The following is a 26,404-nucleotide window of genomic DNA, read 5'->3' on the forward strand; positions in this document are numbered from 1 at the left end:
CTCAGAAGTCGAGGAACAGCCCCCATAGTAGGACACAGACCCACAGGACGAGACCTGCTTTCACCAGCAGGTTCCAGCGCCCGTCCTCGCTCTGGCGTGCGCCACCGACCGCCATCACACCGACCGTCGTGAGGACGGCGATTCGATGTAACACGACCGCGATGGGAAGCACGTTCACCCCGATACTCTGGTAGTCCATGAGGAACCCGAGACCGAGACCCACGACTGCGACGACGAACCAGTCCAGCGACCGACGACCGTTCGGTAAGCCGATGGCAGCCAGCGGCAGTCCGATGACGAAGGTGAGATAGCCGACACCAGCGATGGCTTTCACCGGAACGAAGGGGAAGGTCGTCTCGACGAAGATGCTCGTCGCACGAACGACGAGCGGTAAGCTGAACAGTGAGACGGCGAGCGCGCCCCCGCGCTGGGTCGTCTCGTTCGAGAGTAGCGACGAGAGTTCTCGAATCGACTCCTTCACCGAGCCCTGGATGCCGACGGAGCCGAGCAGCAACAGCCCGAACAGGGCTGCTGGCACCGGTCGTAGATCGGTCTCCTGCCGTAGATCGACGACCGAAACCCAGCCGTCGGTGTCGATGATACCGCCGTTCGCGTAGCGTTTACGCGAGATATCGTCCACATACCACTTGCCGTAGTACTGACTGTCGAGGTAGTACTGTGCCTTCGAGAGCGACCCGACCGAGTGGCGAAGCCGGAACCAGTCCCAGTGCTCGTGGTGGGCCTGTATCGCCGTCCACGTGTTGTTCCCCTGCCCGCCTTCGTAGAGTCGAAGGTGGTAGCGCGACCCGAAGTAGGTTCCGTCGTGGAGCTGTGCCGTCTCCGCTACCCAGCCACCGCGCGAACCGGGAGCCTTGATGTACGTGTACCGAACCGCGCCCGTGGTCTTACTCCACCTGTCTGCCGAATCACCACTGCCTTCCGGACTATCCTCTTGTCTAATCCCTTGCCACTCGTTCGAATCGTTGTTCCACTGTGCATCCCGCTGATTCCGGAGTTGCATCTTCACCCGAGCGGAGTGGCCCTGAACGATCGCGTTGATGGGGAGCGTCAACGAGTCGAAAGACTTCTGACGGCTGGTGAACGGCCACAACTCCGCCGTGCTGTTCTCCTTCGGCGAAACCATCCGCACCTCGTCCGGATCTTTCGGGTTCTGTTCGTCGGACGACTGTGCGATGAGGAATCCGGGCTGGAAGATAAGCGCCACTACGAGTAAGAGGAGTGTTACACTGATCGCAGCGCGGCGGTCGAACCCGATTCGTGACTCGGGCATGCGTGTTCGTAATGATTCGAATCGTCCAAAATTAGTGTACCGGCCAACTTCAGTTACTAGAGATAATCGATATGACAAACGAGACGATAGCGACGTCGCTCCACGAGACGAACGGATCTGTCACACTGCTACTACGAGGAGAGAAAACAGGAACGGTTAGGCGACGACACGGTCATCCTCAGCGGCTTCGAGCAGTTCCTGATACCGATTTCGGATGGTGACTTCGCTCACGCTGGCGACCTCGCTCACCTGCGCCTGCGTCACCTTCTCGTTGCTGAGGAGGGCACCTGCGTACACGGCGGCGGCGGCGAGTCCGACCGGCGACTTCCCGCTGTGGACGCCCTGCTTTTTCGCGGCTTTGAGCAGGTCGTGGGCACAGCGTTCGGACTCGTCGCTGATGTCGAGGTCGGAGGCGAACCGCGTCACGTAGTTCTGTGGGTCGGCGGGCTGGATTTCGAGGCTGAGTTCGCGGACGATGTAGCGGTAGGTGCGCTTGAACTCCATCTCATCGATGCGGCTGACGCTCGCCACCTCGTCGAGACTGCGGGGGACGCTGGTCTGACGGGCCGCCGCGTAGAGCGACGCGGTCGCCACACCTTCGATGGAGCGTCCGGGGAGCAGGTCTTCTTCCAGTGCGCGGCGGTAGATGACGCTGGCCGTCTCCCGGACGTTCTTCGGCAGTCCGAGTGCGCTCGCCATCCGGTCGATCTCGCCGAGCGCCTGTTTGAGATTGCGCTCTTTGGAGTCGCGCGTGCGGAACCGCTCGTTCCACGTGCGGAGTCGCTGCATCTTCTCGCGCTGGCGCGAGCCGAGGGTTCGACCGTAGGCGTCTTTGTCCTGCCAGCCGATGTTCGTCGAGAGCCCCTTGTCGTGCATCATCTTCGTCGTCGGCGCACCGACACGGCTCTTCTCGTCTTTCTCCTTCGCGTCGAAGGCACGCCACTCTGGGCCGCGGTCGACGGAGTCCTCCTCGACGACGAGACCGCACTCCGAACAGACAGTCTCCCCGCGTCCCTCGTCGGAGACGAGTTTGCCGCCACATTCGGGACAGACGTCTTCTCGCTCGGTCTCGCCCTGGCTTTCCTCTTCTCGTTCGTGAGTCGCTACACCGGACTCACTGTTATTTTGGATCTTGGTCGATGTCATGGTGGTGGGTTGGCGGACGCTCCGGGAGGAGAAAACCTGAAGAATCCCGGGGAGCTACTTCCTAACCAACGGTTAGGGCGAAAACTACTTAAATGTTTCGCAATATGGTGCGTTTTGCACCGTTCCGCGTCACCCGTTACCAAGGTCTGAAACGATGATTTTCCGTATTTTAGCTCCCCAGTGGTCGGCGAAATCGTGAACCGAAAGGGACAAAATAATACCGGTTTCACGTCTGGTGATTTTACGGTGCAATTCGTACGTTTTGTCAGGCGCGTCGTGGTACTGGTTCGAATCGATCTCAGTGGATTCGAACAGCGATTAGCTCATCCCTCCAGATACGTCCTCGCTACCTCGTCGGGCACCTGTTCGAACACCCTGTAGAACTGCCCGACTGCGCTGAAATACGGTGGTATCTCCACGCAGAGCACGTCGTCAGCTTCACCTTGCAGTCGTTCGATCGACGAGGGTGACCCGACGGGAACGGCGAGGACGACGTGACTCGCACCCGCGTTGCGTACTTGCCTGAGACAAGCGATGGTCGTCGCACCTGTGGCGATACCGTCGTCTACCACGACGACTCGCTTCCCCGTTACGTCCGGAATCGGGTCGTCACCACGATACTGTCTCGCCTTCTCTCGGGCCACTTCGGCCTGTCGCTCACGCTCTCGTTCGATGTACGTGTTACCGACACCGATCCGGCCGACGAGGTCGTCGTTCAGCCACACGCTCCCGTCTGCTCCGACCGCACCGATAGCGAGTTCGGGATTACCGGGTGCGCCCAATTTCTTCGCCACCACTACATCGAGCGGAACACCGAGTGCATCGGCGACTGGCCTTCCGACGGGAAGTCCCCCGCGTGGAATGGCGAGCACGATGTCCGCGTCTACTCCTTCGCTCACGACGAGTTCTGCGAGTCGTTCTCCCCCGTCCGTTCTGTCGTCGAACATCTTTCACCCCTGTTCAGAGTAATGCGGTCGGTCGCTAAAAGTACTCGGCGCGTCGGAAGACCGACTCTCACCGAACGACCGAAGGTTCAACGAGTAAGTTCACGGAGGTCGAACGGGCTGTCGATGACGCGCGTCTCACAGGGTACCGTCCTCGAACAGTGGCTCGAACTCGAACGTCGAAAGACGGAGACACCCCCGTTCGACCTCGAATCGCTGTCGGAGCGAGAGTTGCTCGACCAGCTTCTCGACCTGAAGCCGGGTGCAGCGTCGTTCATCTGGCGCGAGCCGCCCAGAGAGTGGCGGAGAATAACGCTCTCCCGGCAGGCGTTCGAGCGGTTGCGGGTCGTGGCGGGACCGGACGACATGCAGTGGCGCGCGCTCTCGCCAGATGGAACGATCCTCGGAGCGGCCTGCCGGATTCGGGACAGCGACCCCGACCAGTTGACCGCCGAGACGGGCATCGATGTTCGTCATATCCTGTCGTGTCGAGACGACCCGCCAGACGACCCCCTCGTGCTGGTAGACCGGCGGGACTGTCGGCCACCTCGCGTGGCAGACGGAAACTACCGAGCGACGGCGCGAGCACTGACACTGCTCGAAACCGGCCAGTACGAGCCAGTTCGCGCGTATCTCGCCATCTGCCCGAACCCAGTGCTCGACCACCTTCGTCGTCGAGCGTGTGACCTCGCGTGCCGTGTCCTCGGTCGCCGAACGTGGTAGCCGAAAGGAATTTCATGGAATCCGTCGCATGAGGTGTGTGCCATCTGCACACACAGTCTACTTCACTGGGCCACACGAACTCGACGTTCGCGTGGAGGGGGTTTCCGAACCAGGGCCGGACGAGGTGCTCGTTCACGCCGAGGTGTCGGCGGTCAGCTCCGGCACCGAACTCCTCGTCTATCGCGGGGACGCGCCGACCGAACTGGCGACCGACGCGACCATCGACGCGCTCTCTGGAACGCTCGACTTTCCGCTCCAGTACGGCTACGCGACGGCGGGGACCGTCGCTGCGACGGGAAACGACGTCTCGGACGACTGGCTGGACGAATCGGTGTTCGCGTTCCACCCCCACGCCAGTCACTTCCTCGCATCGCCCGACGACCTCCTCCGGATTCCAGACGAGTTTTCTCCCGAGGAGGCCGTCTTCTTGCCGAACGTCGAAACGGCGGTGAACTTCGTTCTCGATGGTGTCCCCCGAGTCGGTGAGCAGGTCGTCGTCTTCGGACAAGGCGTCGTCGGGTTGTTGACCACTGCCTTACTCGCGGCGTACCCTCTCGCCGACCTCGTGGCGCTCGATTGCTACCCGGCCCGTCGTGAACTCTCCCGTGAAATGGGTGCAGACCACTGTCTCGACGCGACGGACGACATCCGCGAGCGAATCGAAGCCATTCTCTCCCGACCAGACGCGCCGAGCAGATCGGATCTGACCTACGAACTGTCCGGCAATCCGGCCGCACTGGACGATGCAGTGGCGGTGACGGGTTACGACGGGCGAGTGCTCGTCGGCTCGTGGTACGGCGAGAAGCGAGTAAGCCTGGATCTGGGAGGGTCGTTTCACCGAAGTCGGATCGACGTCACCAGTACGCAGGTGAGCACCCTCGACCCGACACTTCGCGGGCGGTGGGACACCGACCGCCGACTCGCCGTCGCGTGGCGACGACTCGCCGACATCGACACGAAACGACTCGTCACGCATCGAATCCCTGTCGAGAACGCACCTGAGGCGTACCGACTGCTGGACGAATCCCCGAACGAGGCGGTGGCCGTCCTCCTGACATACGAGTAACCATGTACGAAGTGAGCGTTTCACGGACGTTCGTCGCACAGCACTACCTGACCGTTCCGAATCCCGGCCCGGAAGGTGAACTTCACTCCCATCGGTACGGAGCCGAACTTCGTCTTCGCGGGGAGGCGTTGAACCAGTTGGGTTATCTCGTCGATATCGACACCGTGCGCGACTCGGTGGACGACGCGGTCGCCCGTTACCGAGACGAGACGTTGAACGACCTTCCGGAGTTCGACGGGTTGAATCCAAGCGTCGAGCACTTCGCACGCCTATTCTGCCACCGCGTACTCGATGGTATCGACGAGTCGGCGGTCAGCGAGGTGAGCGAATCGGCAGTCAGGATACGAGAAGATGACGATGCCTGGGCCGCCTTCGAGCGATCGATATGATGCGCCTTGGCTTCGTCGTCTACGGGTCGCTCGCCGAACAGTCCGGGGGGTTTCAATACGACCGAAAACTGGTCGAGCACCTCCGAGAGCGTGGCCACGAGGTACAGGTCGTCGGCCTGCCGTGGGATAGGTACGGTCGCTGTCTCCTGCACAATCTCTCGCCGGGACTTCGGTCGGATCTCGCGGGATTCGACGTGCTTCTCGAAGACCATCTCTGCCACCCTTCGCTCGTCTGGGGAAACCGGTCGCTCGACACGCCGATCGTCTCCGTCGTCCACCATCTTCGGTCGAGCGAGCCACGCGCCACGTGGAAAAATCGCATCTATCGCGCCGTCGAACACCACTATTTCCGGAGCGTCGATGGGGCGATCTGCAACAGCGAGACGACGCGTGAATCCGTTCTGGACCTCCACGACTTCCACGACCTCCGATCGACGGTTGCGTACCCTGCGGGCGACCGATTTGCGCCGATTTCACCACGTCGAACACCGAACTGGTTCGACGAACCACTCCGACTCGTCTTCCTCGGCAATCTCGTTCCGAGGAAGGGCCTTCACGTCCTCCTTTCGGGACTCTCACGGGTTCGCGGCGACTGGCAGCTCTCGGTCGTCGGTGCGCCAACGAATCCGACGTACGCGGAACGAGTTCGGCACTACTGCAAGGAACTTCGGTTAGGTGAGAAGGTCACGTTCACGGGACGACTTCCGAACGATGGGGTCGCCCGGGAACTCACCCGGAGTCACGTGCTCGCCGTTCCATCGCTGTACGAGGGGTTCGGACTGGTCTATCTCGAAGGGATGGCTTTCGGATTGCCCGCGATCGCCACGGCTGCAGGCGGTGCGGACGAGATCGTCTCGGACGGCGATACCGGATTCGTACTCCCGCCGGACGACCCCGATGCTGTCGCAGCGGCGGTTCGCATCTTCCGGGACGACAGGGGCCTCCTCAGACGGATGAGCGAGGCATCGCGGGAACGATTCGAATCCCATCCCGATTGGAACGATGCGACGGATGCGGTCGAGCGACTGCTCGACGAAGTGACCGGGGGCGCAAGCACTATTCCCGCAGAGACATGACGTTCCAGCAGTATCTCGACGCGAAGCGAACCGTGGACGACCGGGCGCTGAACCGCCGGGTTCTCGGCCAGTTTCGACGGGGGCTCCCGGACGCTGCACGGATTCTGGAAGTCGGTGCCGGAATCGGTGCGATGGGAGAGCGACTGCACTCGTGGGACTGCTTGCCGCCGCGCACCCACTACACGGTACTCGACATCGACCCGGAGAACATCGATGTAGCTCGGGAGCGACTGCTGGCACGAGGATTCGAACCGTGCGACGATGAGCGTCGAAGCGACGAACTTCGGTTCGAGCGCGGTGACCGACGCAGTACCGTCGTCTTCGAGGTCGCGGATGCAGTCGAATTCGCGGGGGAGACCGACCGAACCTGGGACGCTCTCGTCGGCCACGCTGTCGCGGATCTGTTCGACCTCGACTCGGTACTGCCCGTGTTCCTGTCGGTTCTTGATTCGGGCGGCCTCTGCTACTTTCCCATCACCTTCGACGGCGGGACGTCGTTCGACCCATCCCATCCACTGGACGACCAGGTCGAATGCCTGTATCATCGGCACATGGACGACGGGGATGGGAGTAGCCGGGCGGGACGACGACTGCTCGCGGGCCTGCGTGCGCAGGACGCGCAGGTGCTCGCCGCAGGCAGTTCGGACTGGGTGGTGTTTCCCCGAAACGGCTCGTATCCAGCGGACGAGCAGGTCTTTCTCGACCACATCCTCGAAACCATCGACGGTGTGCTCGCAGGGCATCCCGACCTCGATTCGAGGGGGTTCTCAGACTGGCTGGCGACACGGCGGCGACAACTGGCAGACGCGGAACTCACGTACATCGCCCACCAGCTCGACGTGCTGGCGAAGCGAGTATGATCGATTCTCGTCGTAGGCCGAACTCGTGTCATGAACGATTCGATGACGATTCTCGGATCTAGTATTCGAGTTGACTGGAACGAAATCACCAGCCAGCAATGGTAGATGAAACACAAAATACTCAAAGTGAACGTTACTGAGTACAGATGTATGGACTGGACGGACCGACTTCCGCCGCGAGCGTGGCTCGTGCGCGGCGTCGTCTTACTGCTGATCGTCGCCCTACTCGCGCCCTCCGCGGTCTCCGCGATAACGTACGACCAAGAGGAATCGAACCTGCAGCGGGGAACCATCGAAAGCCCCGCCAACGGAACCACCATCATCAGCGTTCAAGGCTACCACTTCCAGGGTAAAGGGAACAAGAAAAAGCCCGCCCGTCTCGTCGCAGTCGGCCCGAAAGGCAACGTCGAATGGGTACACAACGGCTCGAAAGAAGGTGCGGCGTGGTTCTACGACGTCGACCCCCTGGAGAACGGAAATCTCCTCGTCACCTCGACGCAGCGCGGCGGCACGCTCGTCTACGAGTACAACCCCGACACGAAGGAGAAGGTGTGGAAGCGATTCCTCGAGATCCACGACACGCACGATATCGACCTCATCAACAACGGGACGCAGTTGCTCGTTGCCAACATGCGTGCATACAACGAAAGTGCCAACCGGAACGACGACAGCATCTACGTCTACGACCTGGAGAAGGACGAGATCGTCTGGCGCTGGTACTTCCGCAACCACTACGAGAAGAGTGCTGGCAACAAGTTCACCAGCGACTGGACGCACGTGAACGACGTCGACAAGATCGGGCCGGGTAAGTACATGGCCTCACCTCGGGACTTCGACCAGGTCATCGTCGTCGACCGCGAGTCGAAGGAGATCACGATGAAACTCGGGGAAGATCAGAACTATGAGACACTCTACAAACAGCACAACCCCGACTATCTCGAAAGCGAGGATGGCACCCCGACGATGCTCGTCGCGGACTCCGAGAACCACCGCATCGTGGAGTACGCAAAACGCGGCAGCGACTGGGAGAAGACGTGGCAGATGGGGTCGTCCGAGAAGTTCAACTGGCCTCGTGACGCCGACCGATTGCCGAACGGAAACACGCTCATCACCGACTCTTCGAACCATCGCGTCATCGAAGTGACGCCGAAAGGCGAGATCGTCTGGGAGTTCTACTCACCGTGGCTCCCCTACGAAGCAGAGCGTGTAGCCCACGGCGGCAGTTCCAACGGCCCGACCATGGCAGACCAGGGCGTGACTGGTGACTATCAGGTCTCCGGCAGCGCGAACATCGACCCCGGAACCGGTGACCGCGTGAAGATGTCGGTGTTCCTCGCCAACACGTTCGACGGAACGTCCTACGAGGACGACATGCGCTACTACGGCGAACGCTGGGATCAAGTGACGCCGTTCATCCGCCCCATCTGGATGAGCGAGTACGCCTTCATCGCCGCGCTGTTCGCCATCCTGTTGGTGCTCGGTTTGATCGTCGGCGAACTGGTGTATCAGCGACAGCGGCTATATTACGGTGTGAAAAGGCGAGTGGCCTAACTACAGACCCTACTGATAATCCACGTCTCCTTCTCCTTCACCGATCCACGCACCTCTATCGGGTTCCCGCGACGCCAGCGGGTCGATGTCCTTGTACCACGGCACGTTCTTCAGTTGCTCCTTGTTGTAGACCAGATCGTCTTTCGTGTCACCCGTGAACTCGAAGTTCTGGGTGAGCAAGATCGCGTCGACGGGGCAGACTTCCTCGCAGAGTCGGCAGTAGATACACTGGCCGACGTGGAGGTTGTACTGCTCGCCGTTGCGCTGGTCGTCCTGCACGATCTGGATCGTGTCGTTCGGGCAGACGTTCTCGCACTGCCGACACCAGATACAGCGCTCCTGGCTGAACTTGTGGATGCCGCGGAAGCGCGGGCTGACTTCGGGAGCCACGTCGGGGTACTCCACCGTGAACGTCGAGCCGTCCAGCGCGTGTTTCATCGTCGTCGCCATCGATTTGAGCAGTCCGATCATCGGTCGACCTCCCCCAAGATGATGTCGAGACTGCCCAACGACGCGACCAGGTCCGGCACGAACTCGCCTTCGGCCATCTCCGGGAGTGCCGAGAGGTTGTGGAAACACGGACTTCGAATCTTGAATCGCGCCGGCTTCGATGTGCCGTCAGAACGGATGTAGATGCCGAGTTCGCCTTTTGCACCTTCGACGGCGCGGTACGTTTCGGTGTCCGCCCCGGGTTTGAGCGTCCGGGGGACGTTCGACTGGATCTCGCGCTCGTCTTCCGGCCAGTTTTCGAGCAGATCGACACACTGCTCGATGATCTTCGACGATTCCGCGACCTCGCGGAGACGCACCAGCACGCGCGAGTAGTTGTCACAACCGTCTTCGGTGACGACGTCCCAGTCGAGCTGGTCGTAGTAACCGTAGGGGTCGTCACGGCGCAGGTCGTAGTCGATGCCCGAAGCGCGTGCGACCGGGCCGGTCGCACCGTACTGCTTGGCAACGTCGGGTTCGAGAACTCCGGTGTCGATACACCGCAGCTGGAATATCTCGTTGCCAGTGATGAGGTTGTGATACTCTTCGAGCGCCTCCGGCAGTTCGTCCATGAAGTCTCGAACCTTGTCGAAGAACTCGTCACGTGGCTCCGGAAGATCCCACACGACTCCACCGAGCCGGAAGTAGTTGAACATCATCCGCTGACCGGTCAGATCCTCCAGGATGTTCTGGGTTCGCTCCCGGTCGCGCATCGCGTACATGAAGATGGCCGTGAAGTCACCGTATACGTCGAGCGCGAAGGTTCCGACCGCGAGCATGTGCGCGGCGATCCGGCATAGTTCTGCACTCATCGTCCGGAGGATCTGTGCGTACTCAGGTACGTCCAGATCCGCGAGATCCTCTGCAGCGCGCGCGTAGGCCCACTCGTTGAGCAGCCCGGCCGATGCGTAATCCCAGCGGTCTGGATACGGCATTATCTCGTGTCGGTAGTTCCCCGATTGGGCCATCTGCTCCTCACAGCGATGGAGATAGCCAACGTCGGGTTTCACGTCGATCACCTGCTCACCGTCCAGCACCGTCTCCAGGTGAAGCACTCCATGCGTGGCGGGATGGTGTGGCCCGATGTTGAGGAAGATGGTGTCCGCTTCCTCGACGAGGTGGTCTTCCTGCAACGGATTCCTGTGGGCTTCCAACGTCACTATCTGCGGTTTGTCCTGGTCGTAATCGAGCGAGAGCGGATGGCCCTGCCACGTCTCCGGGAGGAGGATTCGCCGCATGTCCGGATGGCCTTCGTACTCGATACCGACGAGGTCGTATGCCTCGCGCTCGTGCCAATCCGCCGTCCGGAACACGGGTTCTGCCGTCTGGCTCACCGGATTCTCCGTGCTCGTCGGCACGACGATGCTCACCTCCTGCTGTGGATCGACGTACTTTTTCAGGTGGTAGATGCTCTCGTATCGGTCGTCGTACTGCTGGGCCGTCAGACACGAGAGGTGGTCGAATCCGGCCTCGTCGCGCAGGATGGTGAGCACGTCCTGCACCTCGTCAGGCCGAATCACGAACCCCGGCGCATTCAGATGTTCCTCTCGACCGATGACGTGGTCACCTAACAGTTCGGCGAGTTCGTCGTCGCGGAGACGCTGTTCCTGTACCGGCGAACTCATGGCGAATCCACCCAGTTGTAGCGCATGACGAGCGAATCCTCGTCTATCTCGTCGGCGAGCGTCTCGACCAGTTCGTCACGTTCTAAGTCACCGAACCGCTCCAGTTCGTACGGTTTCACGACGACCGGGCTCGCCTCGCCGTGTGCGATCCGCTCCTGTAGCTTGGCGATACCGTAGATGAGCGCCTCGGGGCGCGGCGGGCAACCGGGGACGTGGATGTCCACCGGGATGACCTCTTCTGCGCCCTTGATGACGTTGTACCCCTCCTGAAACGGCCCGCCGGAGCAGGTACACGACCCCATGCTGACGACGAACTTGGGCTCGGGCATCTGGTCGTAGACGCGCTTCATGCGCGGCGCGAACTTCGAGACGATGGTTCCCGGCACGATGATGACGTCTGCCTGTCGTGGCGATGCTCGTGGGACACCTGCCCCGAATCGATCGAGGTCGTGTTTGACCGCGTAGGTGTGCATCATCTCGATGCTACAGCAGGCGATACCGAACTGCAACATGAACATCGACGACCCTCGAACCCAGTTCATGAAGGCGTCGAACTTCGTCAGGATGAACGGCGACGTTCCGAGCGCGTCTCTGAGCTTCGAGTCGAATCGATTCGGTAACTCTTCTTTCGCTTCCCGACGACTGGTCGGTGTCGCCATCCGACCTTCGGGTAGATTATCTGCTTGTCGTACTGGCTGTGATTTTTCACTCACGTTCCCCCACCCCACCGCCCGTCTCACGGGCGTCAGAGGGCGTTAGGGAGGGACAGTCATGAATATTCGGGGTGGTTCGAGCCGCGATAGCGTCGGCTGTCACAATCGAACGCTCAACCACGTTGGGTTCGGCGTTGACCGTGGTCAGTCGGTGACCAGCATCGCCGCCGTGACTATCGCGCTAAAATGGGAAGGGAACTTTCGACAACGGGACAAGGGGGACAAGAACGAGCACTCGACGGTCAGATGAGCAACTGGATGTCGGAGTCGGCCATGTGTTCGAGGGCGGTGGCTGCACCCACACCGCTCACGACGCCGTCGTAGAACTCGTCGTCCTCGTAGTCCATCAAGTCCATCGTCATCTGGCAGGCCTGCAGTTCGACGCCGCTCTCTACCGAGACGTCGATGAGTTCTTCGATGGTCGCCGTGCCGTTCTCGTCGATCTTCTTCTGCATCATCTTCGTCGCCATCGAGTCCATGCCGGGGAGCGCAGCGAGCGCGTTCGGCATCGGCATGCTGGGGTTACCGACGGCGCTGAGTTTGAGCTCCTTCGACTTCTTCTCGTGGAGGATGTCGAGGCCCCAGAACGTGTGGAAGACCACGACATCCCAGCCGAATGCTGCGGCGGTGCTGGCGAGGATGAGGGGCGGGTACGCCATGTCCAGGGTCCCCTTCGTGGCGATGATGGTCATCTTCTTCTGGCCGCCGACCTCCTCTTTCAGGTCGGCGAGTTCCTGCTCTAGCTCATCTAGCTGTTCCTGGAGCGCCGCCTCACTCAGGCCATCGGTCTGCGAAGTGTCGGGTGTGTCCGTACTCATGTTTACGCCGTTTTACGGACGAAGTGGCGGTACACAGCCTCACCGTTCTCGGTGCCTTCCTCCTGGTCGAGGAGTTCGACACCGTCGGTGGTGTTCGCCCATCCTTTGATGTCGCTCATGCTCCCGGAGTCGGTTGCGACGACTTCGAGTATCTCACCCTCTGCGAGGCCGTCCGTCGCTTGCTTCGTCTTCACGACGGGCATCGGGCAGTTCATTCCTTTTACGTCGAGTGTTTCCGTGATTTCGTATTCCGTACTCATAGTGTTCACCAGTGTTCTATCTTGGACGTATCCAACAATACTGGTGCGAGGGTTAAAAGTGTGTTGGTCGATGGGGATACCACACACAACCATCGACACGAATCGACGATACCCCCGTTCGTTCGACTATAGCTTCGTTCCCAGCGTACTTCTTAGTTGCGCTCGTGCGATAACAAACTGGTTACAACGAGGATAGCCGAAGACACCGCAATCAGTATTGCAGGGTATTCGGAATACTATGCAAACACTTATACGTCCGTATCCGATAGGGATGACCGTACATGAGTGAACAAGAGTTCCCGACCCCAGAAGTGGAGGTCGAGTCGATTACGCCAGAAGAACTGAAAGAGAAGATCGACGCGGGCGACGACGTGACGATCCTCGACGTGCGGATGGAAAGCGAGTTCGAAGAGTGGCGGATCGAAGGTGACTCGGTCACGAACATCAACATCCCCTACTTCGAGTTCCTGACCGGCGAGCCCGACGAGGAACTGTTCGAAGACATCCCCGAAGATGAGCACGTGACCGTTCTCTGTGCGAAGGGTGGCGCGAGCGAGTACGTCGCCGGACTGCTGAAGGAGCGTGGCTACACCGTCGACCACCTCAGCTCCGGTATGAACGGCTGGGCGAGCATCTACGAGTACCACGAACTCGACACCGAATCCGACGCGACCATCGCCCAGTACCAGCGACCCTCCAGCGGTTGCCTGGGCTACCTCGTCGTGAGTGGTGACGAAGCCGCCGTCATCGACCCGCTTCGCGCGTTCGCCGACACGTACGTACAAGACGCACGCGCGCTCGGCGCGGAACTGAAATACGCAGTCGACACGCACATCCACGCCGACCACATCAGCGGCGTCCGCACGCTCGCCGAAGAAAATGGCGCAGAAGCGGTCATCCCTGCCCCTGCAGAGGGTCGTGGTGTCGAATACGACATCGAGTACACGACCGTCGAAGACGGGGAAGAACTCTCGGTCGGCGATACGAGCATCGAGGTCATCCACACGCCCGGCCACACCACGGGGATGACCTCCTACCTCGTGGACGATGTGTTGTTCACGGGTGACGGCCTGTTCACCGAGAGCGTCGCTCGCCCCGACCTCGAAGAGGGTGACGAAGGCGCACCGGATGCGGCAGGGATGCTCTACGACTCCCTGCAGAACAAGGTTCTCACGCTCCCCAACGAGACGTACGTCGCTCCGGCGCACTTCAGCGACGCAGCGACCCCGCGTGCGGACGACACCTACACCGCGACGATCGCGGAACTGACCGAATCGATGGACGCACTCTCCATGGAACGCGACGAGTTCGTAGAGTTCATCCTCTCGGACATGCCGCCGCGCCCGGCGAACTACGAAGACATCATCGAAACCAACTTAGGCCTCAAGGACGCAGACGACGAAGAAGCGTTCGAGCTCGAACTCGGCCCGAACAACTGCGCTGCCAGCCAAGACGCGATGACGAGCGACTGAATTGGCGCGCTGATTGACTAACATATGGTATACGAATTGGCACCGATATTCACGTACGCTGAACTGTTCCCCAACGGAATCACACGATACGCAATCGGGGGGCTGCTTATCGGTCTCGGGGCAGCGGTCATCTACCTCGGGACGGGCATCATCGCTGGTGCGAGCACGTTCCTCGAATCGACACTGTCGTACGTCTCGGACATACCGCGGTTCCAGCGACCGCAGTACATCGCATCACGAGACTGGCGTGTCGTCTTCACGCTGGGGATCGTCGGCGGGGCAGCCATCTATCAGGCCGTCTTCCACGGCGAGATCTGGACGACGGACGTGCAGTGGTGGCGACTGCTCGGTGGGGGCATCCTCGTCGGTGTCGGCACCCGGATCGGGAAAGGATGTACGTCCGGCCACGGCGTCTGTGGCGTCGGCTCTGCCTCGTCGACGTCCATCGCCAACGTGGCGACGTTCATGGCGGTGGCGATCGGAACGGCACAGCTAGTGCAGGCGCTGGGGGTGACACCATGAGCGGCCAACGTGGCCCGCTGTTCCTACCACTGATACTGGTGGGCGGACTGATCTTCGGATTCGGACTCGGCTACAGCCACATGGCTCAACCCGAAGTCGTCCTGGACTTCCTCCAGTTGGAAGATCTTGGCCTCCTGTTCGTGATGGGGGGTGCCGCCGTCGTGACGGCTATTACGTTCGCCATCGCAACGCATCTCCTCGACCGCGCACCACTGACCGGAAACGAATACAAACGTCGGCTGAAATCGTTCGACCGGAACGTGCTCATCGGCGGTAGCATCTTCGGCGTCGGCTGGGGGGTCTCCGGAATCTGTCCGGGGTCTGCCTACGCCAGCGTGGGAATCGGAAACTACCCGATGTTGCTCGGCGTCGGCGGGATGTTCCTCGGAGCGTACCTCCAGGGACTCTGGCGCAAACACCGTTCCGAATCGTCTTCCCCGACGTCGACCGCAGACTGAACCCCCTTTTCGCCCGTTTCACGTTCGTTTTCCAGTGCCAAACCGAAAACGGATAGCGTACTGAATCCCACATGCATAGTTTTGTAACAACCACACAAAACTGTTTTATTCCGTCACTCCGTACCCACGACCGATGAATCAAGCGAATCGTATCGAACCGGCGCGTCCGGGGAGGAGGCTGTGATGGCCGACCTCGTGACGGTGGTTCCGATCCTGATCGCTATCCTGAGTAGCGCCTTCATGGCGTGGGTTCTCGGGGCAGGGTCGAGCGGTGCGACTCCATTTGCGCCAGCGGTCGGTGCAAACGCCATCTCGATTCTTCGTGCCGCGTTCGTCGTCGGAATCCTCGGATTTGCTGGTGCCGCGATCCAGGGAGGAAACGTCTCCGAAGCAGTCGGCAGTGGACTCGTGACAGGGGTGACGCTCACACCGATGGCCGTCATCGTCGCGCTGTTGACGGGTGCCGGACTGATGGCGATCGGCATCTACGCTGGAATCCCTATCGCAACCGCATTCACGGTCACAGGGGCAGTCATCGGTGTCGGACTCGCACTCGGCGGCACGCCCGCGTGGGAGAAGTACCGCGTGATAGCAGCCCTGTGGCTGTTGACGCCGGTCGTTGGTGGCGGCCTCGCGTACGGTATCGCTAGCCTCCTGCCCCGTAAAGACGTGCCAGAACGAATCAGCATCCCTGTACTCGGCGCGCTCGTGGGTCTCGTCGTCGCGAACATCGATTTTACCTTCCTCGGACCGAACGGAGAGGCACGGTCGCTCGCAGAGTCAGTCGCTGTCAGTGTGCACGTGCCAACACCCGCTGCTCGTGTCGTGGTCACGCTCGTCGTCGCAGTCGCTATTGCTCTCGTTCTCCGATGGGACATCGAACGGGACGAGGCAGTGGCGCTCAGACGATTTCTCCTGGCTCTCGGCGGATTGGTCGCGTTCGCCGCAGGTGGGAGTCAGGTCGGATTGGCGGTCGGCCCACTGCTACCGCTATTGGATGGGTTCGCCGTTCCGACAGTGCTCATCCTGGTCGGCGGTGGCGTCGGTCTCCTCATCGGTTCGTGGACGGGTGCGCCCCGGATGATACAGGCGCTTTCGCGGGAGTACTCCTCGCTCGGGCCGCGCCGGTCGATCGCCGCACTCATCCCGTCGTTCCTCATCGCGCAGACCGCGGTCTTGCTCGGCGTTCCGATCTCGTTCAACGAGGTCATCGTCAGCGCCATCGTCGGAAGTGGTGCTGCCGTCGGCGGAAACGGAAACGTAGAGAGCACGAAACTTCTGAAGACGGTGGGTGCGTGGGCCGGTTCGTTCGTCGTCGCGTTCGCAGTCGGATACGGCGTCTTCATCGTCGCGCTTCTGTAGGCACTGGTCGAGAAGCGATTCATAGGTTATCGATACGATTCTTGGATTCAATATTGCATAGAAATCCCAAAGTTGTTAGTAGCAGAAGCCGGTAGCTGCCAGCCGTACAGAAAAGCATGGTTCCCACAAAACAACGAAATCCCGACAGGTGGAAACAACGATGACCTCGTCTGGAATCGAGCCCCTCGACAGAATTGCGGTTACGGTCGAGACGGACGGCACGGTGCTCGATATGGCACTGTACGCCGGGTATGGTTTGCTAGCGATGATAACCGAGTCGGGTGTCGAAACAACACCGAGTAACCAGATAATACCAGGAAATCAAACGATACTGGGTGACCAGACGTGATGGGACTCGGATTGAGTCCGACGACATTCGCGGTGTTCGTCGGGTTCGGATTGCTCATCGGCGTCCTGTTCGGCTTCTTCGGGATGGGTGGGTCGTTCCTCGTCACTCCCGCTCTCCTCGTGATGGATTATCCGGCACGGGTCGCGGTCGGAAGTGGGCTGGCATTCGTCTTCGGAACGTCCGTCATCGCTGCGCTCAAACACCGCGACCATGGGCAGGTCGATTACAAACTGGGTGTGCTCTTCATCACCGGCATGACGGTCGGTATCGAGGGTGGAAAAGAGATCGTCTTCCTCCTCGAAAAGCTCGGGATGGCCGACCTCGTCGTCGGAACCGCCTACGTCGTCCTCCTGGGGGCGGTCGGACTCATCATCCTGAACGACGCACGTACCGCCACCGACGAAACCGACCCGCCGCTCGTCGAACGCTTCGAAACCTTACAGCTCCCGCCGACCGTCACGATCAAGGGTGGAACGGAGGTGTCGGTGTGGCTCACGCTGGCTATCGCGGCAGCCATCGGCGTCCTCTCCGGGTTCCTCGGCGTCGGCGGCGGATTCCTGCTGATGCCCGCCATGATGTACGTACTCGGTGTGCCTGCGGCTGTCGCGGTCGGAACGGACGTGTTCCAGATCACCGCATCCGGCGCTGTCGGTTCGTTCCTCTACGCGCAGAGTGGCGCTGTCGATCTCTCTATCGTCGTCCCGCTGTTGGCCGGAAGCGCACTCGGCGCACGCCTCGGCGCGGCGGCGACGGCCATCGTGGACGAAGACGACATCAAGGGATACTTCGCCGCCATGCTGTTGGCCGGGAGTGCCGCCGTGGCGAGCAAACGGCTCGGCAACACCTTCGACATCGATGCGCTGGTCACGCTGAGTATGGTGCTCATCTTCGGCGCGGCGTTGCTCGTCAGCGGTGCGATCGTGTACGCAACCGTCAAGAATCTTCGCCAGGAGGGGACGACCACAGTCTCGACTGCAGACTGATACCGAACCAATATCTTTCATATCGGCTCGAATACTGTGCGGTAATGGGCGGCTAACGGTTGTCTCAGGTGTTCGTTCGCCCAAAATAGTATTGTATTCTATTCCCAAAACCGTTATAACCCTTCGGCGGATAGGTATGGCTGAGTAGAATAGTATGATTCGCACACAACCGGTAATCGAGCCCCAGACTGGGTGTGGTACGGTATGGTAGGAATCGAATCGTTCGGAGGAAACGTCCAGGCAGTATCGACCGTTGGTATCGTGCTCGTCGAGGCGATAGTGCTGTACGTCGGCTATGGTGCGCTCTCACGGGTCATGGGAGACGAGATCATGGACGCCGTCCGAGGTGAGTGAGTGATGGAATTCTTCGGAATGGGCGCAGAGCTGATCGCACTGTTCATCGGCTTCGGGCTGATGATCGGCGTCCTGTTCGGTTTCTTCGGGATGGGTGGGTCGTTCCTCGTCACTCCCGCCCTCCTCGTGATGGGCTACGCACCGAAAGTGGCGGTCGGGAGCGGCCTGGCGTTCGTCTTCGGTACCTCCGTCATCGCGACGCTCAAACATCGTGACCTCGGACAGGTCGATTACAAACTGGGTGTCCTGATGATCGCCGGGACGACAGCTGGTATCGAAGTCGGTAAGGAGATGGTGTTGATGCTCGAAGAGCTTGGGATGGCCGGGAGTATCATCAGCGTGACCTACGTCGTCCTGCTCGGCGGTATCGGCCTGTTCGTCACCTACGAGGCACTGAAAGGTGACGGTGGCGGTGGAGGTATCGACCACGACGCGGACGGCGAGGTCGACGCCGACGCCATCCCGGATATCGCCAAACGGATCCAGAAGTACCGCCTACCGCCGATGATATCGCTTCGCGGTGGCGTCACGGTGTCACTGTGGGTTATCCTCGGCGTTGGATTCGCAACCGGTCTGCTGTCGGGACTGCTCGGGGTCGGCGGTGGCTTCATCCGCATGCCAGCGTTGTTCTACCTCATCGGCGTCCCGGTGCCCATCGCCGTTGGGACAGACCTGTTCGAGATCGTGTTCTCCGGCGGTATCGGTAGCATCCTGTACGCCAGTTCGGGCGGTGTCGACCTCACCATCGTCGCGCCGTTGCTGGCCGGGAGCGCCCTCGGAGCTCGCGTCGGGTCGGCTGCAACGAACATCGTCGACGAAGACGAGATCAAACAGTACTTCGGCTACATGCTGCTCGGTGGCGCTATCGCCGTCGCGTTCCGTCAGATCGGCAACGCCTACAGCATAGAGGCGCTGAACACGGTCAGCCTGGTGTTGATCCTCGGGTCGGCGCTCCTCGTCAGTGGGGCGGTCATCTACACCAGCGTCCACACGCTCCGCAAGCAGAGTCGTCAGCCCTCGCCGATGGCTGACTGAACCCGAAACCGGAGTTTTGCACGAACTATACAAACTCTTTTACCTTCGCAGTTCCTAGCGAGTACTAGACATGGCAGATTCGATGGCAGAGTACCTCCAGCAGGACATGGAGTGTGAAGGGCTGCTGGAGTGTATCCACGGGCTAAAAGAACTCGACAGGAAGTGCTATCAGGTCGTGGTCAGCAGTGATCAACCGCTGACCATCGACGAGATCGCCGAGTGTATCGAACGTGAACGCTCCACGGCATACCGTTCAATCCAGCGATTGCTCCAGTCGGGATTCATCCAGAAAGAGCAAGTGAACTATGAACAGGGCGGCTACTATCACGTCTACAAGCCGACCAACCCCGACGAGGTGTCCCACGAGATGCAGCGAATGCTGAACGAGTGGTACGCCAAGATGGGCCAGCTCATCCAGGAGTTCGAGGATAAGTACGCCGAAACGGAACAAGCGACCCCGACTGTCTGATCCGGAATCTCCCTCTAGCGGGCTTTATCCGAAATTATTTGAAGAGTCAGTAGCAACCCCTGCCCGATGACACTCCTCGACGTGACGATGCAGGTTTTTCATACGTTGTTCGCAGGCGTCTGGGCTGGTTGGACGCTGTTCATGGCTGCCCTCGTGATTCCAGCGGCTCGTGATGGGCGGCTTTCTGCGGACGCTCTCGGGTGGATGACCACGCGGTTTTCACGGTTCTCGATGGGGGCTGCGCTCGTCTTGTTCGTGACCGGCGGCCACCTCGCTGGTACGGGATACTCCTTCGAATACCTCCTGAACCAGCCCCGTGGCCACCTGATTCTCACGATGGTCGCACTCTGGTTCGTGCTCGCCGGTCTGAGTCACATGGCGAGTAGTCGGCTGACGAAACGGCTCGACGACGGGCCAGTACAGGCTGCGAACGCCAACGTCTCGTTATTCTATGCGGCGGGCGTCGTCGCACTCGGCCTCCTCCTCGTCGCAGGGAGGTTGTGATGGCTGACGGGATGGGGAATCGTCGCGCACTGGCGACGGTGTTCGCCATCGTCTTCGTGGATCTCCTTGGATTCGGCATCCTCATCCCGATCATCCCACTGTACGCCGAGGCGTTCGGCGCGAACGAGTTCGTCGTCGGACTCTTGCTCGCATCCTACTCTATCACGCAGTTCGTCTTCGCTCCGATACTCGGTCGCCTCTCGGACGAACGTGGACGACGACCGATCCTCCTGCTCTCGATCTTCGGAAGCGTCGTCGCGTGGACGCTCTTCGGACTCGCCGAGAGCCTCCTCGTGCTCTTTCTCGCTCGCCTCCTCGCAGGTGCGATGGGTGGCAACATCGCTACCGCGCAGGCCTACATCGCCGATATCACACCGCCCGAAGACAGAGCGAAAGGACTCGGTCTCATCGGTGCCGCCTTCGGACTGGGATTCGTCTTCGGCCCCGCGCTGGGCGGCATCTTCTCCAGTGACGCTGCCGTCACGGTCGGACAAAACCTCCTCCCGACAGCCGTTCCGCTGAACCAGTTCTCCGTGCCGAGTTTCGCCGCCGCGGCTATCAGCGCGCTCAATCTCAGCGTCGCTTTCTTCGTCTTACCGGAGACGCGAACCGAGCGTACGATGACCGATCAGAGATCGAGAATCGCTCGTCTCATCGATTCTCTTTCCGACCCGGCGCTCTCGGGACTCGTCGTCTCGTTTTTCCTCTTCTCGCTCGCCTTCTCCGGGATGGAGAGCATGTTCGTCCTGTTCACGAAACAGGAGTACGGCTACGGCCCGGAGATGAACGGCTACGTCCTCGCCTACGTCGGCGTCGTCATCGCTATCGTCCAGGGCGGCCTCGTTGGGCGACTCACCGGCCGGTTCGGTGAACGAGCCCTCGCGCTCGCGGGGGCTGGACTGGAATTCGTCACGCTCGCTGCACTTCCATTCTCGCCCACGCTCGGAACCCGACTCCCGTCTGTCGGCCCGCTGTCCGGCGGACTCCTCGCACTGCTCGGTGTGCTCACCGCACTCGCTGTGGGTAACGGGCTGGCGAACGTCTCGCTCAATACACTCGTCTCGAAGAGCACGTCCGCAGACGAACAGGGTGGTGCGTTCGGTCTCACCCAGAGTGCAGGAAGTATCGCCAGAGCTATCGGCCCCGTCGCGGCGGGCGCGCTGTACGCAGGAGTCGCCTACTGGCTTCCCTTCGTTCTCGGTGGCTTGCTCATGGTTCCCATCTGTTACGTCCTCGTGACTTCGGTGACGGCTGGCGGTCGTCCGACACCAACGGGATAGACCGAGGATTTGTCGCAGCATTTTGACCGAGAGTTTATGATAGAAGACGGAACCAGTCGGTTCCGAGATGTCATTCGAACACTGGCGAACCGTCGGCCGAGAACTCATCATCGTTCTCATCGACGCCCTCATCGTCGCACTCGCCTTCGGGTCGGCGTTCGACCGACACGTCCTCCAACAGCGTGTTCGACAGATGCGTCTCTCACAGGTGAATCGTTCAGCGACGGAACTCACCTCTCTATGGAACTCTCCCGTACAAATCCCGAAAAATCGGTGCCGCTGGCCACCCCCTCAGTACGTCTCTGAAGGATCTGCCGGGCCACTGAAAACGGAATAGAGAACACCGAAGTACGTCAACACGACCGGGAGGAGGAACGCCGCTGCCACGGTCATGATCGTGAGCGGCAGGTCTGAAACGACACTCCCTCGAACCGTCAGACCGACTGCGGGGTCGATAGCGGGATACAGCAGGTTCCCGACGAAGGTGACCAGCGCGTACGGCAGACCCGCAGCGGCGACGAACGCGACCAGGTATCGTTCATTGCGCATCGCGAGGACGACGCCCACGACCAGTCCGACCGTCGCCACGACCGCGAGCAGCGAGAGTGGCGACACGAGCGCGTCGCGGAGGTCAGGGCGGGTCAGTCCGAGGTAGGCGATGACCACCACCACGAGCGCGAGGTATGCAGGTGCGACACGGGTCGCGTACCGCGCCATCTCGGCACGCAGGTCGTTGCGGGTCTTCAGGCCGAGGAACGCGACTCCCTCGACGATCGTGAGCGCGACGACGACCAGTCCGAACGCGACTGCGGGGACGTTCACGATACCCGACGCACCGAGCACCCAGTTCGCGGTGAACATCCCGAGAAAGAACGGCGCGGTGACGCTCCCGACGACGAAGGCTCTCCCCCACGTCCGTCGCCAACGCTCATCTTCGCGTTGTTCGTAGAACTCTGGCGAGATACCGCGCAGGATGAGAGCTCCCAGGATGGCGAACATCAGGAGGTAATTGCGGCTGAACAGCCCGGCGTACGCGGCTGGGAAGACGGCGAACAGTGCACCACCGAACACGACGAGCCACACCTCGTTACCGTCCCAGACCGGCCCGATAGCCGCCAGCAGGGTTTCGCGCTCTTCCTCGTCGTCACGGGTGGCGAACAGCGCACCGACGCCGAAATCGAACCCGTCGAGGAATAGGAAGGTTCCGAGTAGGGCAAACACGAGGGCGAACCAGAGGTCTGGAAGGTCAATCATCGCTGACCACCTCCACGCCCGGCGTCTCGCGGTTTATCCGTTCGACGTCCGGTGCGCCACTGCGGACGATTCGCCAGATGATGTGACCATAGATGGTGAGCAGCCCCGCGTAGACGGCGACGAATCCGGCGAGCGTCAGTGTCGCCTCCACCGACGAGAGCCCCGGCGAGACACCCTCGCTCGTCTTCATCACGCCCTGCACGACCCACGGCTGGCGACCGACTTCGGTCACGATCCACCCGACCTCGACCGCGAGGAATCCGAGCAGTGACGACCAGACGAGAGCTCGGTGAAGCAGATCGTCGTCGAACAGCTCACCCGTCCGCCAGCGGTAGCCTGCCCAGAACGCGAGCAGGACGAACCAAAAGCCCATGGCGACCATCGCTCGGAACGACCAGAAGACGACCGCAACTGGTGGAGACCCCTCGAACTCGTTTAGCCCCTGGATTTCGGCCTGTGCATTGCCACCACTCGCGAGCCACGACGCTCCACCGGGGATGCCGATGCCGAAGATGTCCTTCGCGCGCGGATTCAGGAGGTCGTCTACGTCGGTCGGAAACGCGATGATGTACTCCGGAACGTAGCTGTCCGTCTCCCAGACCGCCTCCATCGCGGCGAACTTCTGCGGTTGCGTTTCCGCGACGTGGCGACCGTAGGCGTCACCGTGGAGAACCTGGAACGGTGCGGTCACGATGAGCGCGACCAGGGCGATTTTCAGCGTTGCACGCCAGAAGTTTCGGTCGCCGTCGGCCTGTGTCTGTCGAAGGTTGTACGCCGCGACACCGGCCATGAACAGTGCGACCGTCAGGACGGCCGCATTCTGCATGTGGACGAACATCCACGGGAATCGAGGATTGGCGTAGGCCGCGATTGGGTCGACGAGCATGACGACTGGCTGCCCCCCCTGTGTCGCCATCTCGAACCCTCGTGGGGTTTGCATCCACGAGTTCGCAACGAGAATCCACACCGCAGAGAGCCACGTCCCGAGACCGACCAATATCGCGGAGACAAGATAGAGTCGATCGGAGACGCGCTCACGCCCGAAGACGAAGATTCCGAGGAACGTCGCTTCGAGGAAGAACGCCATCATCCCCTCGATAGCCAGTGGCCCACCGAACAGCTCCCCGGTCGTCGTTGCGAAGGCCGCGAAGTTGGTTCCGAATTCGAACTCCAATACCAACCCGGTCACCGTTCCGACGACGAAACTGATGGCGAATATCTTCAACCAGAACCGTCGCAACTGTTCGTAGAGCGGGAGACCGGTTCGTATCTCTTTCCACGTGAAATAGACGAGAAACGGTGCTAGCCCCATGCTCATCACAGGGAAGATGATATGAACGATGGTCGTCAGTGCGAATTGGAGGCGGCTCGCTATCGTGGGGTCGAGCATCGATTGAACCTTGGTGTGGAAAGCGTTTCACCGGGGGGCTGATTCCCATCGATTGAAAATCCCCCACACCGATTTGAGTATGGACAACGTATTTCAGGAGGATGTACGACCGAATCCTCCTGCCAACAGACGGAAGTGAAACGACGGAAAAAGCAGCTCGGCAAGCACTCGACATCGCAGCGACCTACGATGCGGCCCTCCACGTTATCTCTGTCGTCGATAGAACGGTCGTCCCACCGGACGTCCGTGCCGACATCGTCTACGACGAACTCGAACGCGGAGCCGACGAAGCGGTGAGCGAAATCGAGGCTGAAGCGAAGGACGCCGGGACCGACGTTGAAACGGCAGTGATCACCGGAACGCCGCACCGCGCCATCCTCGACTACGCAGACGACAACGACATCGACCTCATCGTGATGGGAACGCACGGTCGCCGGGGAATCGACCGCTATCTCCTCGGAAGCGTCACCGAGAAGGTCGTGCGTCTCTCCGACGCTCCCGTTCTCACGGTTCGGATGGAAAAGCAGAAGAAGCAGAAAAAGTAGGTCATTCCGCGTCGAAAAGACGGTCGAATCCGGTATAATCTGGCGTTTCAGCCGTTTAAGCCACCGTTTCGCGTCATAGGTTTTTGTCGGTGGGTCCCGTAGCCGGTACCGGGGAGACGGGAATGAGTGACACGCGGACGAGAGATGCGAGAACGAGAGACATGCAGACGAGAGACGCACGGAACGACACGGGCGGATGAACGTCTTCGAGAGCCTTCGAATCAGTTGGAGAAACATCCGTGAACACAAACTTCGATCGACGCTGACGACACTCGGCGTCATCATCGGCGTCGCAGCGGTCATCACGTTCGTCACGCTTGGCGCGAGTTTGCAAGCGGACATCGTCAGTACCGTCGCGGGCGGCAACGCGGCGACGATGTACGTCTCCGCACAGTCACAGAGCCAGACCGGACTCCCGAATCTCGGCAGTGGTGGACAGACCATCTTCACCGAACACGATATACGGGGAATCCGGTCGCAACAGGGTGTCGAAGCAGCAGTTCCGGAGAGTGGCATCGCAGCTTCGACCGTCGAGTTCAACAACTCGACGGTCGGGCGCCAGTGGGTCGTCGCCACGACGCCACCGTACTTCGACGTGAAGAATCAGGAGTTCATCGCGGGAGGGTCGTTTCGAAGTGGCGAGCACGAAGTCGTCTTGAATCGCCCCGCCACGCGTATGTTCGGCGATGAAAACGTCACGGTCGGGGATAACATCACCCTCACGCGCGCTGCGGGCGGGCAGCAGGTGAACGCGACGGTCGTCGGGATCGTCGAACCGTCGGAGGAATCCGCCCTCGGTATCAGCGAAGGACCGTCGCCGCGCATCTTCGCACCGACCGACCCATTCTACAAGCGAACGGTGTACAGTCCCTCGGCGAACGAGAATCAGCGCGTCTACGGTCGCGTGCTCGTACTGGCGGAGAATCCGGAACAGGTCGATTCCGTGCAGGGTCGAGTGTACACGTATCTCGGAGAAAGATCGGATGCCAGACAGTTGAAATCGAACAACTACAGGTTCAAAGTCACCACACAGGAGGAACTCGTCGATCAGGTCAAACAGGTAAGTAACACGTTCACGGCGTACATCACGGGCATCGCGCTCATCTCGCTCGTCGTCGGTGCCATCGGTATTGCCAACATCATGCTCGTCAGCGTCACCGAACGAACCCGCGAGATCGGCATCATGAAAGCCGTCGGCGCACAGAATACCGATGTTCTCCAGTTGTTCCTGTTCGAAGCGGTCTTGCTCGGTCTGTTCGGTTCGGCATTCGGGGCACTCGTCGGACTCGGTGGGGGGTACGTCGCGGCGGAGTTCATCGGACTACCACTCGCGTTCCGACCCGAGTGGTTCGGCGTCGCGGTCGTTGTCGGCGTCTTCGTCGGCATCCTCGCCGGAATCTATCCTGCGTGGGACGCGGCACACACCGATCCCATCGACGCACTGCGCTACGAGTGACTGACGCGAACGTTTTTATA

At 60.7% G+C, this 26,404-nt stretch carries 31 protein-coding genes; 21 read left to right on the forward strand and 10 right to left on the reverse strand.

What is annotated here, in order from left to right; all coding sequences use genetic code 11:
- Position 1: 1 nt before the first annotated feature.
- The 3 genes from ACR3FE_RS12995 to ACR3FE_RS13005 all read right to left on the reverse strand — a co-directional run bounded on the left by ACR3FE_RS12995 (position 2) and on the right by ACR3FE_RS13005 (position 3,384).
- Positions 2–1,291 carry a hypothetical protein gene (locus ACR3FE_RS12995; protein ID WP_458207578.1) on the reverse strand — a complete coding sequence of 430 codons (1,290 nt, stop codon included), beginning with the start codon at positions 1,289–1,291 and terminating at the stop codon, positions 2–4.
- A gap of 156 nt (positions 1,292–1,447) precedes the next feature.
- Positions 1,448–2,437 (reverse strand): transcription initiation factor IIB, encoded by a 990-nt coding sequence (locus ACR3FE_RS13000; protein WP_458207579.1) that lies wholly within the window; start codon positions 2,435–2,437, stop codon positions 1,448–1,450.
- A 323-nt stretch (positions 2,438–2,760) separates the two neighbouring features.
- A complete protein-coding gene (locus ACR3FE_RS13005) occupies positions 2,761–3,384 on the reverse strand; it encodes a phosphoribosyltransferase (RefSeq protein WP_458207580.1) in 624 nt (207 codons plus the stop codon).
- A gap of 123 nt (positions 3,385–3,507) precedes the next feature.
- Between ACR3FE_RS13005 and ACR3FE_RS13010 the strand changes: the two genes are divergently transcribed.
- From ACR3FE_RS13010 to ACR3FE_RS13035, 6 genes are all read left to right on the forward strand, one after another.
- Positions 3,508–4,104: a hypothetical protein gene (locus ACR3FE_RS13010; protein ID WP_458207581.1), complete on the forward strand. Its 597-nt coding sequence runs from the start codon at positions 3,508–3,510 to the stop codon at positions 4,102–4,104.
- A gap of 37 nt (positions 4,105–4,141) precedes the next feature.
- Positions 4,142–5,170 carry a zinc-dependent alcohol dehydrogenase gene (locus ACR3FE_RS13015; RefSeq protein WP_458207582.1) on the forward strand — a complete coding sequence of 343 codons (1,029 nt, stop codon included), beginning with the start codon at positions 4,142–4,144 and terminating at the stop codon, positions 5,168–5,170.
- A gap of 2 nt (positions 5,171–5,172) precedes the next feature.
- Positions 5,173–5,559: a 6-pyruvoyl trahydropterin synthase family protein gene (locus tag ACR3FE_RS13020; RefSeq protein WP_458207583.1), complete on the forward strand. Its 387-nt coding sequence runs from the start codon at positions 5,173–5,175 to the stop codon at positions 5,557–5,559.
- Positions 5,556–6,635, forward strand: coding sequence for a glycosyltransferase family 4 protein (locus ACR3FE_RS13025; RefSeq protein ID WP_458207584.1), 1,080 nt, complete (start codon positions 5,556–5,558; stop codon positions 6,633–6,635). Before ACR3FE_RS13020 ends, ACR3FE_RS13025 begins: the two co-directional genes overlap by 4 nt.
- Positions 6,632–7,495 carry a class I SAM-dependent methyltransferase gene (locus ACR3FE_RS13030; protein ID WP_458207585.1) on the forward strand — a complete coding sequence of 288 codons (864 nt, stop codon included), beginning with the start codon at positions 6,632–6,634 and terminating at the stop codon, positions 7,493–7,495. The genes ACR3FE_RS13025 and ACR3FE_RS13030 overlap by 4 nt, the downstream gene beginning before the upstream one ends.
- A gap of 150 nt (positions 7,496–7,645) precedes the next feature.
- Positions 7,646–9,046 (forward strand): aryl-sulfate sulfotransferase, encoded by a 1,401-nt coding sequence (locus tag ACR3FE_RS13035; protein WP_458207586.1) that lies wholly within the window; start codon positions 7,646–7,648, stop codon positions 9,044–9,046.
- Positions 9,047–9,055: 9 nt separating this feature from the next.
- Here ACR3FE_RS13035 and ACR3FE_RS13040 read toward each other — a convergent pair whose 3' ends face one another.
- The 3 genes from ACR3FE_RS13040 to ACR3FE_RS13050 are packed head-to-tail and all read right to left on the reverse strand — an operon-like array spanning position 9,056 to position 11,819.
- Positions 9,056–9,517, reverse strand: a complete 462-nt coding sequence (locus ACR3FE_RS13040) for a NuoI/complex I 23 kDa subunit family protein (protein ID WP_458207587.1) — start codon at positions 9,515–9,517, stop codon at positions 9,056–9,058.
- Positions 9,514–11,160 carry an NADH-quinone oxidoreductase subunit D gene (locus ACR3FE_RS13045; protein ID WP_458207588.1) on the reverse strand — a complete coding sequence of 549 codons (1,647 nt, stop codon included), beginning with the start codon at positions 11,158–11,160 and terminating at the stop codon, positions 9,514–9,516. The genes ACR3FE_RS13040 and ACR3FE_RS13045 overlap by 4 nt, the downstream gene beginning before the upstream one ends.
- Positions 11,157–11,819 (reverse strand): NADH-quinone oxidoreductase subunit B, encoded by a 663-nt coding sequence (locus ACR3FE_RS13050; protein WP_458207854.1) that lies wholly within the window; start codon positions 11,817–11,819, stop codon positions 11,157–11,159. The genes ACR3FE_RS13045 and ACR3FE_RS13050 overlap by 4 nt, the downstream gene beginning before the upstream one ends.
- A 112-nt stretch (positions 11,820–11,931) precedes the next feature.
- Here ACR3FE_RS13050 and ACR3FE_RS13055 point away from each other — a divergent pair, with 112 nt between their 5' ends.
- A complete protein-coding gene (locus tag ACR3FE_RS13055; RefSeq protein ID WP_458207589.1) occupies positions 11,932–12,123 on the forward strand; it encodes a hypothetical protein in 192 nt (63 codons plus the stop codon).
- Here the strand turns inward: ACR3FE_RS13055 and ACR3FE_RS13060 are convergent.
- Positions 12,116–12,691 (reverse strand): DsrE/DsrF/DrsH-like family protein, encoded by a 576-nt coding sequence (locus tag ACR3FE_RS13060; RefSeq protein WP_458207590.1) that lies wholly within the window; start codon positions 12,689–12,691, stop codon positions 12,116–12,118. The genes ACR3FE_RS13055 and ACR3FE_RS13060 overlap by 8 nt on opposite strands.
- Before the next feature lie 2 nt (positions 12,692–12,693).
- The gene (locus ACR3FE_RS13065; RefSeq protein WP_458207591.1) at positions 12,694–12,951 is read right to left on the reverse strand and encodes a sulfurtransferase TusA family protein; all 258 of its coding nucleotides are present in this window, start codon (positions 12,949–12,951) and stop codon (positions 12,694–12,696) included.
- A 281-nt stretch (positions 12,952–13,232) separates the two neighbouring features.
- On the opposite strand from ACR3FE_RS13065, the gene ACR3FE_RS13070 reads away from it, so the two are divergent.
- The 12 genes from ACR3FE_RS13070 to ACR3FE_RS13125 all read left to right on the forward strand — a co-directional run bounded on the left by ACR3FE_RS13070 (position 13,233) and on the right by ACR3FE_RS13125 (position 22,076).
- Complete coding sequence (locus tag ACR3FE_RS13070; protein WP_458207592.1) at positions 13,233–14,423, forward strand: MBL fold metallo-hydrolase; 1,191 nt, start codon at positions 13,233–13,235, stop codon at positions 14,421–14,423.
- 24 nt (positions 14,424–14,447) lie between these two features.
- On the forward strand, positions 14,448–14,945 hold the full coding sequence (locus ACR3FE_RS13075) for a YeeE/YedE family protein (RefSeq protein ID WP_458207593.1): 498 nt from the start codon (positions 14,448–14,450) through the stop codon (positions 14,943–14,945).
- On the forward strand, positions 14,942–15,403 hold the full coding sequence (locus tag ACR3FE_RS13080; protein WP_458207594.1) for a DUF6691 family protein: 462 nt from the start codon (positions 14,942–14,944) through the stop codon (positions 15,401–15,403). Before ACR3FE_RS13075 ends, ACR3FE_RS13080 begins: the two co-directional genes overlap by 4 nt.
- A 183-nt stretch (positions 15,404–15,586) precedes the next feature.
- A complete protein-coding gene (locus ACR3FE_RS13085) occupies positions 15,587–16,765 on the forward strand; it encodes an inorganic phosphate transporter (protein ID WP_458207595.1) in 1,179 nt (392 codons plus the stop codon).
- Positions 16,766–16,925: 160 nt separating this feature from the next.
- On the forward strand, positions 16,926–17,114 hold the full coding sequence (locus tag ACR3FE_RS13090) for a hypothetical protein (RefSeq protein WP_458207596.1): 189 nt from the start codon (positions 16,926–16,928) through the stop codon (positions 17,112–17,114).
- Entirely contained in the window at positions 17,114–18,097 is a 984-nt protein-coding gene (locus tag ACR3FE_RS13095; protein ID WP_458207597.1) for a sulfite exporter TauE/SafE family protein, read from the forward strand. The genes ACR3FE_RS13090 and ACR3FE_RS13095 overlap by 1 nt, the downstream gene beginning before the upstream one ends.
- A gap of 204 nt (positions 18,098–18,301) precedes the next feature.
- Entirely contained in the window at positions 18,302–18,451 is a 150-nt protein-coding gene (locus tag ACR3FE_RS13100) for a DUF7512 family protein (protein ID WP_458207598.1), read from the forward strand.
- A 3-nt stretch (positions 18,452–18,454) separates the two neighbouring features.
- The gene (locus ACR3FE_RS13105; RefSeq protein ID WP_458207599.1) at positions 18,455–19,486 is read left to right on the forward strand and encodes a sulfite exporter TauE/SafE family protein; all 1,032 of its coding nucleotides are present in this window, start codon (positions 18,455–18,457) and stop codon (positions 19,484–19,486) included.
- A gap of 70 nt (positions 19,487–19,556) precedes the next feature.
- Positions 19,557–19,955: a helix-turn-helix domain-containing protein gene (locus tag ACR3FE_RS13110; protein ID WP_458207600.1), complete on the forward strand. Its 399-nt coding sequence runs from the start codon at positions 19,557–19,559 to the stop codon at positions 19,953–19,955.
- Positions 19,956–20,021: 66 nt separating this feature from the next.
- Positions 20,022–20,459 carry a CopD family protein gene (locus ACR3FE_RS13115; protein WP_458207601.1) on the forward strand — a complete coding sequence of 146 codons (438 nt, stop codon included), beginning with the start codon at positions 20,022–20,024 and terminating at the stop codon, positions 20,457–20,459.
- Entirely contained in the window at positions 20,459–21,739 is a 1,281-nt protein-coding gene (locus ACR3FE_RS13120; RefSeq protein WP_458207602.1) for an MFS transporter, read from the forward strand. Before ACR3FE_RS13115 ends, ACR3FE_RS13120 begins: the two co-directional genes overlap by 1 nt.
- Before the next feature lie 67 nt (positions 21,740–21,806).
- On the forward strand, positions 21,807–22,076 hold the full coding sequence (locus ACR3FE_RS13125; RefSeq protein WP_458207603.1) for a hypothetical protein: 270 nt from the start codon (positions 21,807–21,809) through the stop codon (positions 22,074–22,076).
- Here the strand turns inward: ACR3FE_RS13125 and cydB are convergent.
- Both cydB and ACR3FE_RS13135 read right to left on the reverse strand, forming a co-directional pair.
- Entirely contained in the window at positions 22,031–22,993 is a 963-nt protein-coding gene (cydB, locus tag ACR3FE_RS13130) for a cytochrome d ubiquinol oxidase subunit II (protein WP_458207604.1), read from the reverse strand. The genes ACR3FE_RS13125 and cydB overlap by 46 nt on opposite strands.
- The gene (locus tag ACR3FE_RS13135) at positions 22,986–24,383 is read right to left on the reverse strand and encodes a cytochrome ubiquinol oxidase subunit I (RefSeq protein ID WP_458207605.1); all 1,398 of its coding nucleotides are present in this window, start codon (positions 24,381–24,383) and stop codon (positions 22,986–22,988) included. Before ACR3FE_RS13135 ends, cydB begins: the two co-directional genes overlap by 8 nt.
- 101 nt (positions 24,384–24,484) lie before the next feature.
- On the opposite strand from ACR3FE_RS13135, the gene ACR3FE_RS13140 reads away from it, so the two are divergent.
- Both ACR3FE_RS13140 and ACR3FE_RS13145 read left to right on the forward strand, forming a co-directional pair.
- On the forward strand, positions 24,485–24,928 hold the full coding sequence (locus ACR3FE_RS13140; RefSeq protein ID WP_458207606.1) for a universal stress protein: 444 nt from the start codon (positions 24,485–24,487) through the stop codon (positions 24,926–24,928).
- 196 nt (positions 24,929–25,124) lie between these two features.
- A complete protein-coding gene (locus tag ACR3FE_RS13145) occupies positions 25,125–26,384 on the forward strand; it encodes an ABC transporter permease (RefSeq protein ID WP_458207607.1) in 1,260 nt (419 codons plus the stop codon).
- Positions 26,385–26,404: the final 20 nt, after the last annotated feature.

The sequence above is a fragment of the Haladaptatus rarus genome, from assembly GCF_054177585.1.

Coding starts and splice junctions, on each gene's coding strand:
- ACR3FE_RS12995 (WP_458207578.1), bottom strand. CDS start 1,291: ATGCCCGAGTCACGAATCGGGTTCGACCGCCGCGCTGCGATCAGTGTA.
- ACR3FE_RS13000 (WP_458207579.1), bottom strand. CDS start 2,437: ATGACATCGACCAAGATCCAAAATAACAGTGAGTCCGGTGTAGCGACT.
- ACR3FE_RS13005 (WP_458207580.1), bottom strand. CDS start 3,384: ATGTTCGACGACAGAACGGACGGGGGAGAACGACTCGCAGAACTCGTC.
- ACR3FE_RS13010 (WP_458207581.1), top strand. CDS start 3,508: ATGACGCGCGTCTCACAGGGTACCGTCCTCGAACAGTGGCTCGAACTC.
- ACR3FE_RS13020 (WP_458207583.1), top strand. CDS start 5,173: ATGTACGAAGTGAGCGTTTCACGGACGTTCGTCGCACAGCACTACCTG.
- ACR3FE_RS13025 (WP_458207584.1), top strand. CDS start 5,556: ATGATGCGCCTTGGCTTCGTCGTCTACGGGTCGCTCGCCGAACAGTCC.
- ACR3FE_RS13030 (WP_458207585.1), top strand. CDS start 6,632: ATGACGTTCCAGCAGTATCTCGACGCGAAGCGAACCGTGGACGACCGG.
- ACR3FE_RS13035 (WP_458207586.1), top strand. CDS start 7,646: ATGGACTGGACGGACCGACTTCCGCCGCGAGCGTGGCTCGTGCGCGGC.
- ACR3FE_RS13040 (WP_458207587.1), bottom strand. CDS start 9,517: ATGATCGGACTGCTCAAATCGATGGCGACGACGATGAAACACGCGCTG.
- ACR3FE_RS13045 (WP_458207588.1), bottom strand. CDS start 11,160: ATGAGTTCGCCGGTACAGGAACAGCGTCTCCGCGACGACGAACTCGCC.
- ACR3FE_RS13050 (WP_458207854.1), bottom strand. CDS start 11,819: ATGGCGACACCGACCAGTCGTCGGGAAGCGAAAGAAGAGTTACCGAAT.
- ACR3FE_RS13055 (WP_458207589.1), top strand. CDS start 11,932: ATGAATATTCGGGGTGGTTCGAGCCGCGATAGCGTCGGCTGTCACAAT.
- ACR3FE_RS13060 (WP_458207590.1), bottom strand. CDS start 12,691: ATGAGTACGGACACACCCGACACTTCGCAGACCGATGGCCTGAGTGAG.
- ACR3FE_RS13065 (WP_458207591.1), bottom strand. CDS start 12,951: ATGAGTACGGAATACGAAATCACGGAAACACTCGACGTAAAAGGAATG.
- ACR3FE_RS13070 (WP_458207592.1), top strand. CDS start 13,233: ATGAGTGAACAAGAGTTCCCGACCCCAGAAGTGGAGGTCGAGTCGATT.
- ACR3FE_RS13075 (WP_458207593.1), top strand. CDS start 14,448: ATGGTATACGAATTGGCACCGATATTCACGTACGCTGAACTGTTCCCC.
- ACR3FE_RS13080 (WP_458207594.1), top strand. CDS start 14,942: ATGAGCGGCCAACGTGGCCCGCTGTTCCTACCACTGATACTGGTGGGC.
- ACR3FE_RS13085 (WP_458207595.1), top strand. CDS start 15,587: ATGGCCGACCTCGTGACGGTGGTTCCGATCCTGATCGCTATCCTGAGT.
- ACR3FE_RS13090 (WP_458207596.1), top strand. CDS start 16,926: ATGACCTCGTCTGGAATCGAGCCCCTCGACAGAATTGCGGTTACGGTC.
- ACR3FE_RS13095 (WP_458207597.1), top strand. CDS start 17,114: ATGGGACTCGGATTGAGTCCGACGACATTCGCGGTGTTCGTCGGGTTC.
- ACR3FE_RS13100 (WP_458207598.1), top strand. CDS start 18,302: ATGGTAGGAATCGAATCGTTCGGAGGAAACGTCCAGGCAGTATCGACC.
- ACR3FE_RS13105 (WP_458207599.1), top strand. CDS start 18,455: ATGGAATTCTTCGGAATGGGCGCAGAGCTGATCGCACTGTTCATCGGC.
- ACR3FE_RS13110 (WP_458207600.1), top strand. CDS start 19,557: ATGGCAGATTCGATGGCAGAGTACCTCCAGCAGGACATGGAGTGTGAA.
- ACR3FE_RS13115 (WP_458207601.1), top strand. CDS start 20,022: ATGACACTCCTCGACGTGACGATGCAGGTTTTTCATACGTTGTTCGCA.
- ACR3FE_RS13120 (WP_458207602.1), top strand. CDS start 20,459: ATGGCTGACGGGATGGGGAATCGTCGCGCACTGGCGACGGTGTTCGCC.
- ACR3FE_RS13125 (WP_458207603.1), top strand. CDS start 21,807: ATGTCATTCGAACACTGGCGAACCGTCGGCCGAGAACTCATCATCGTT.
- cydB (WP_458207604.1), bottom strand. CDS start 22,993: ATGATTGACCTTCCAGACCTCTGGTTCGCCCTCGTGTTTGCCCTACTC.
- ACR3FE_RS13135 (WP_458207605.1), bottom strand. CDS start 24,383: ATGCTCGACCCCACGATAGCGAGCCGCCTCCAATTCGCACTGACGACC.
- ACR3FE_RS13140 (WP_458207606.1), top strand. CDS start 24,485: ATGTACGACCGAATCCTCCTGCCAACAGACGGAAGTGAAACGACGGAA.
- ACR3FE_RS13145 (WP_458207607.1), top strand. CDS start 25,125: ATGAACGTCTTCGAGAGCCTTCGAATCAGTTGGAGAAACATCCGTGAA.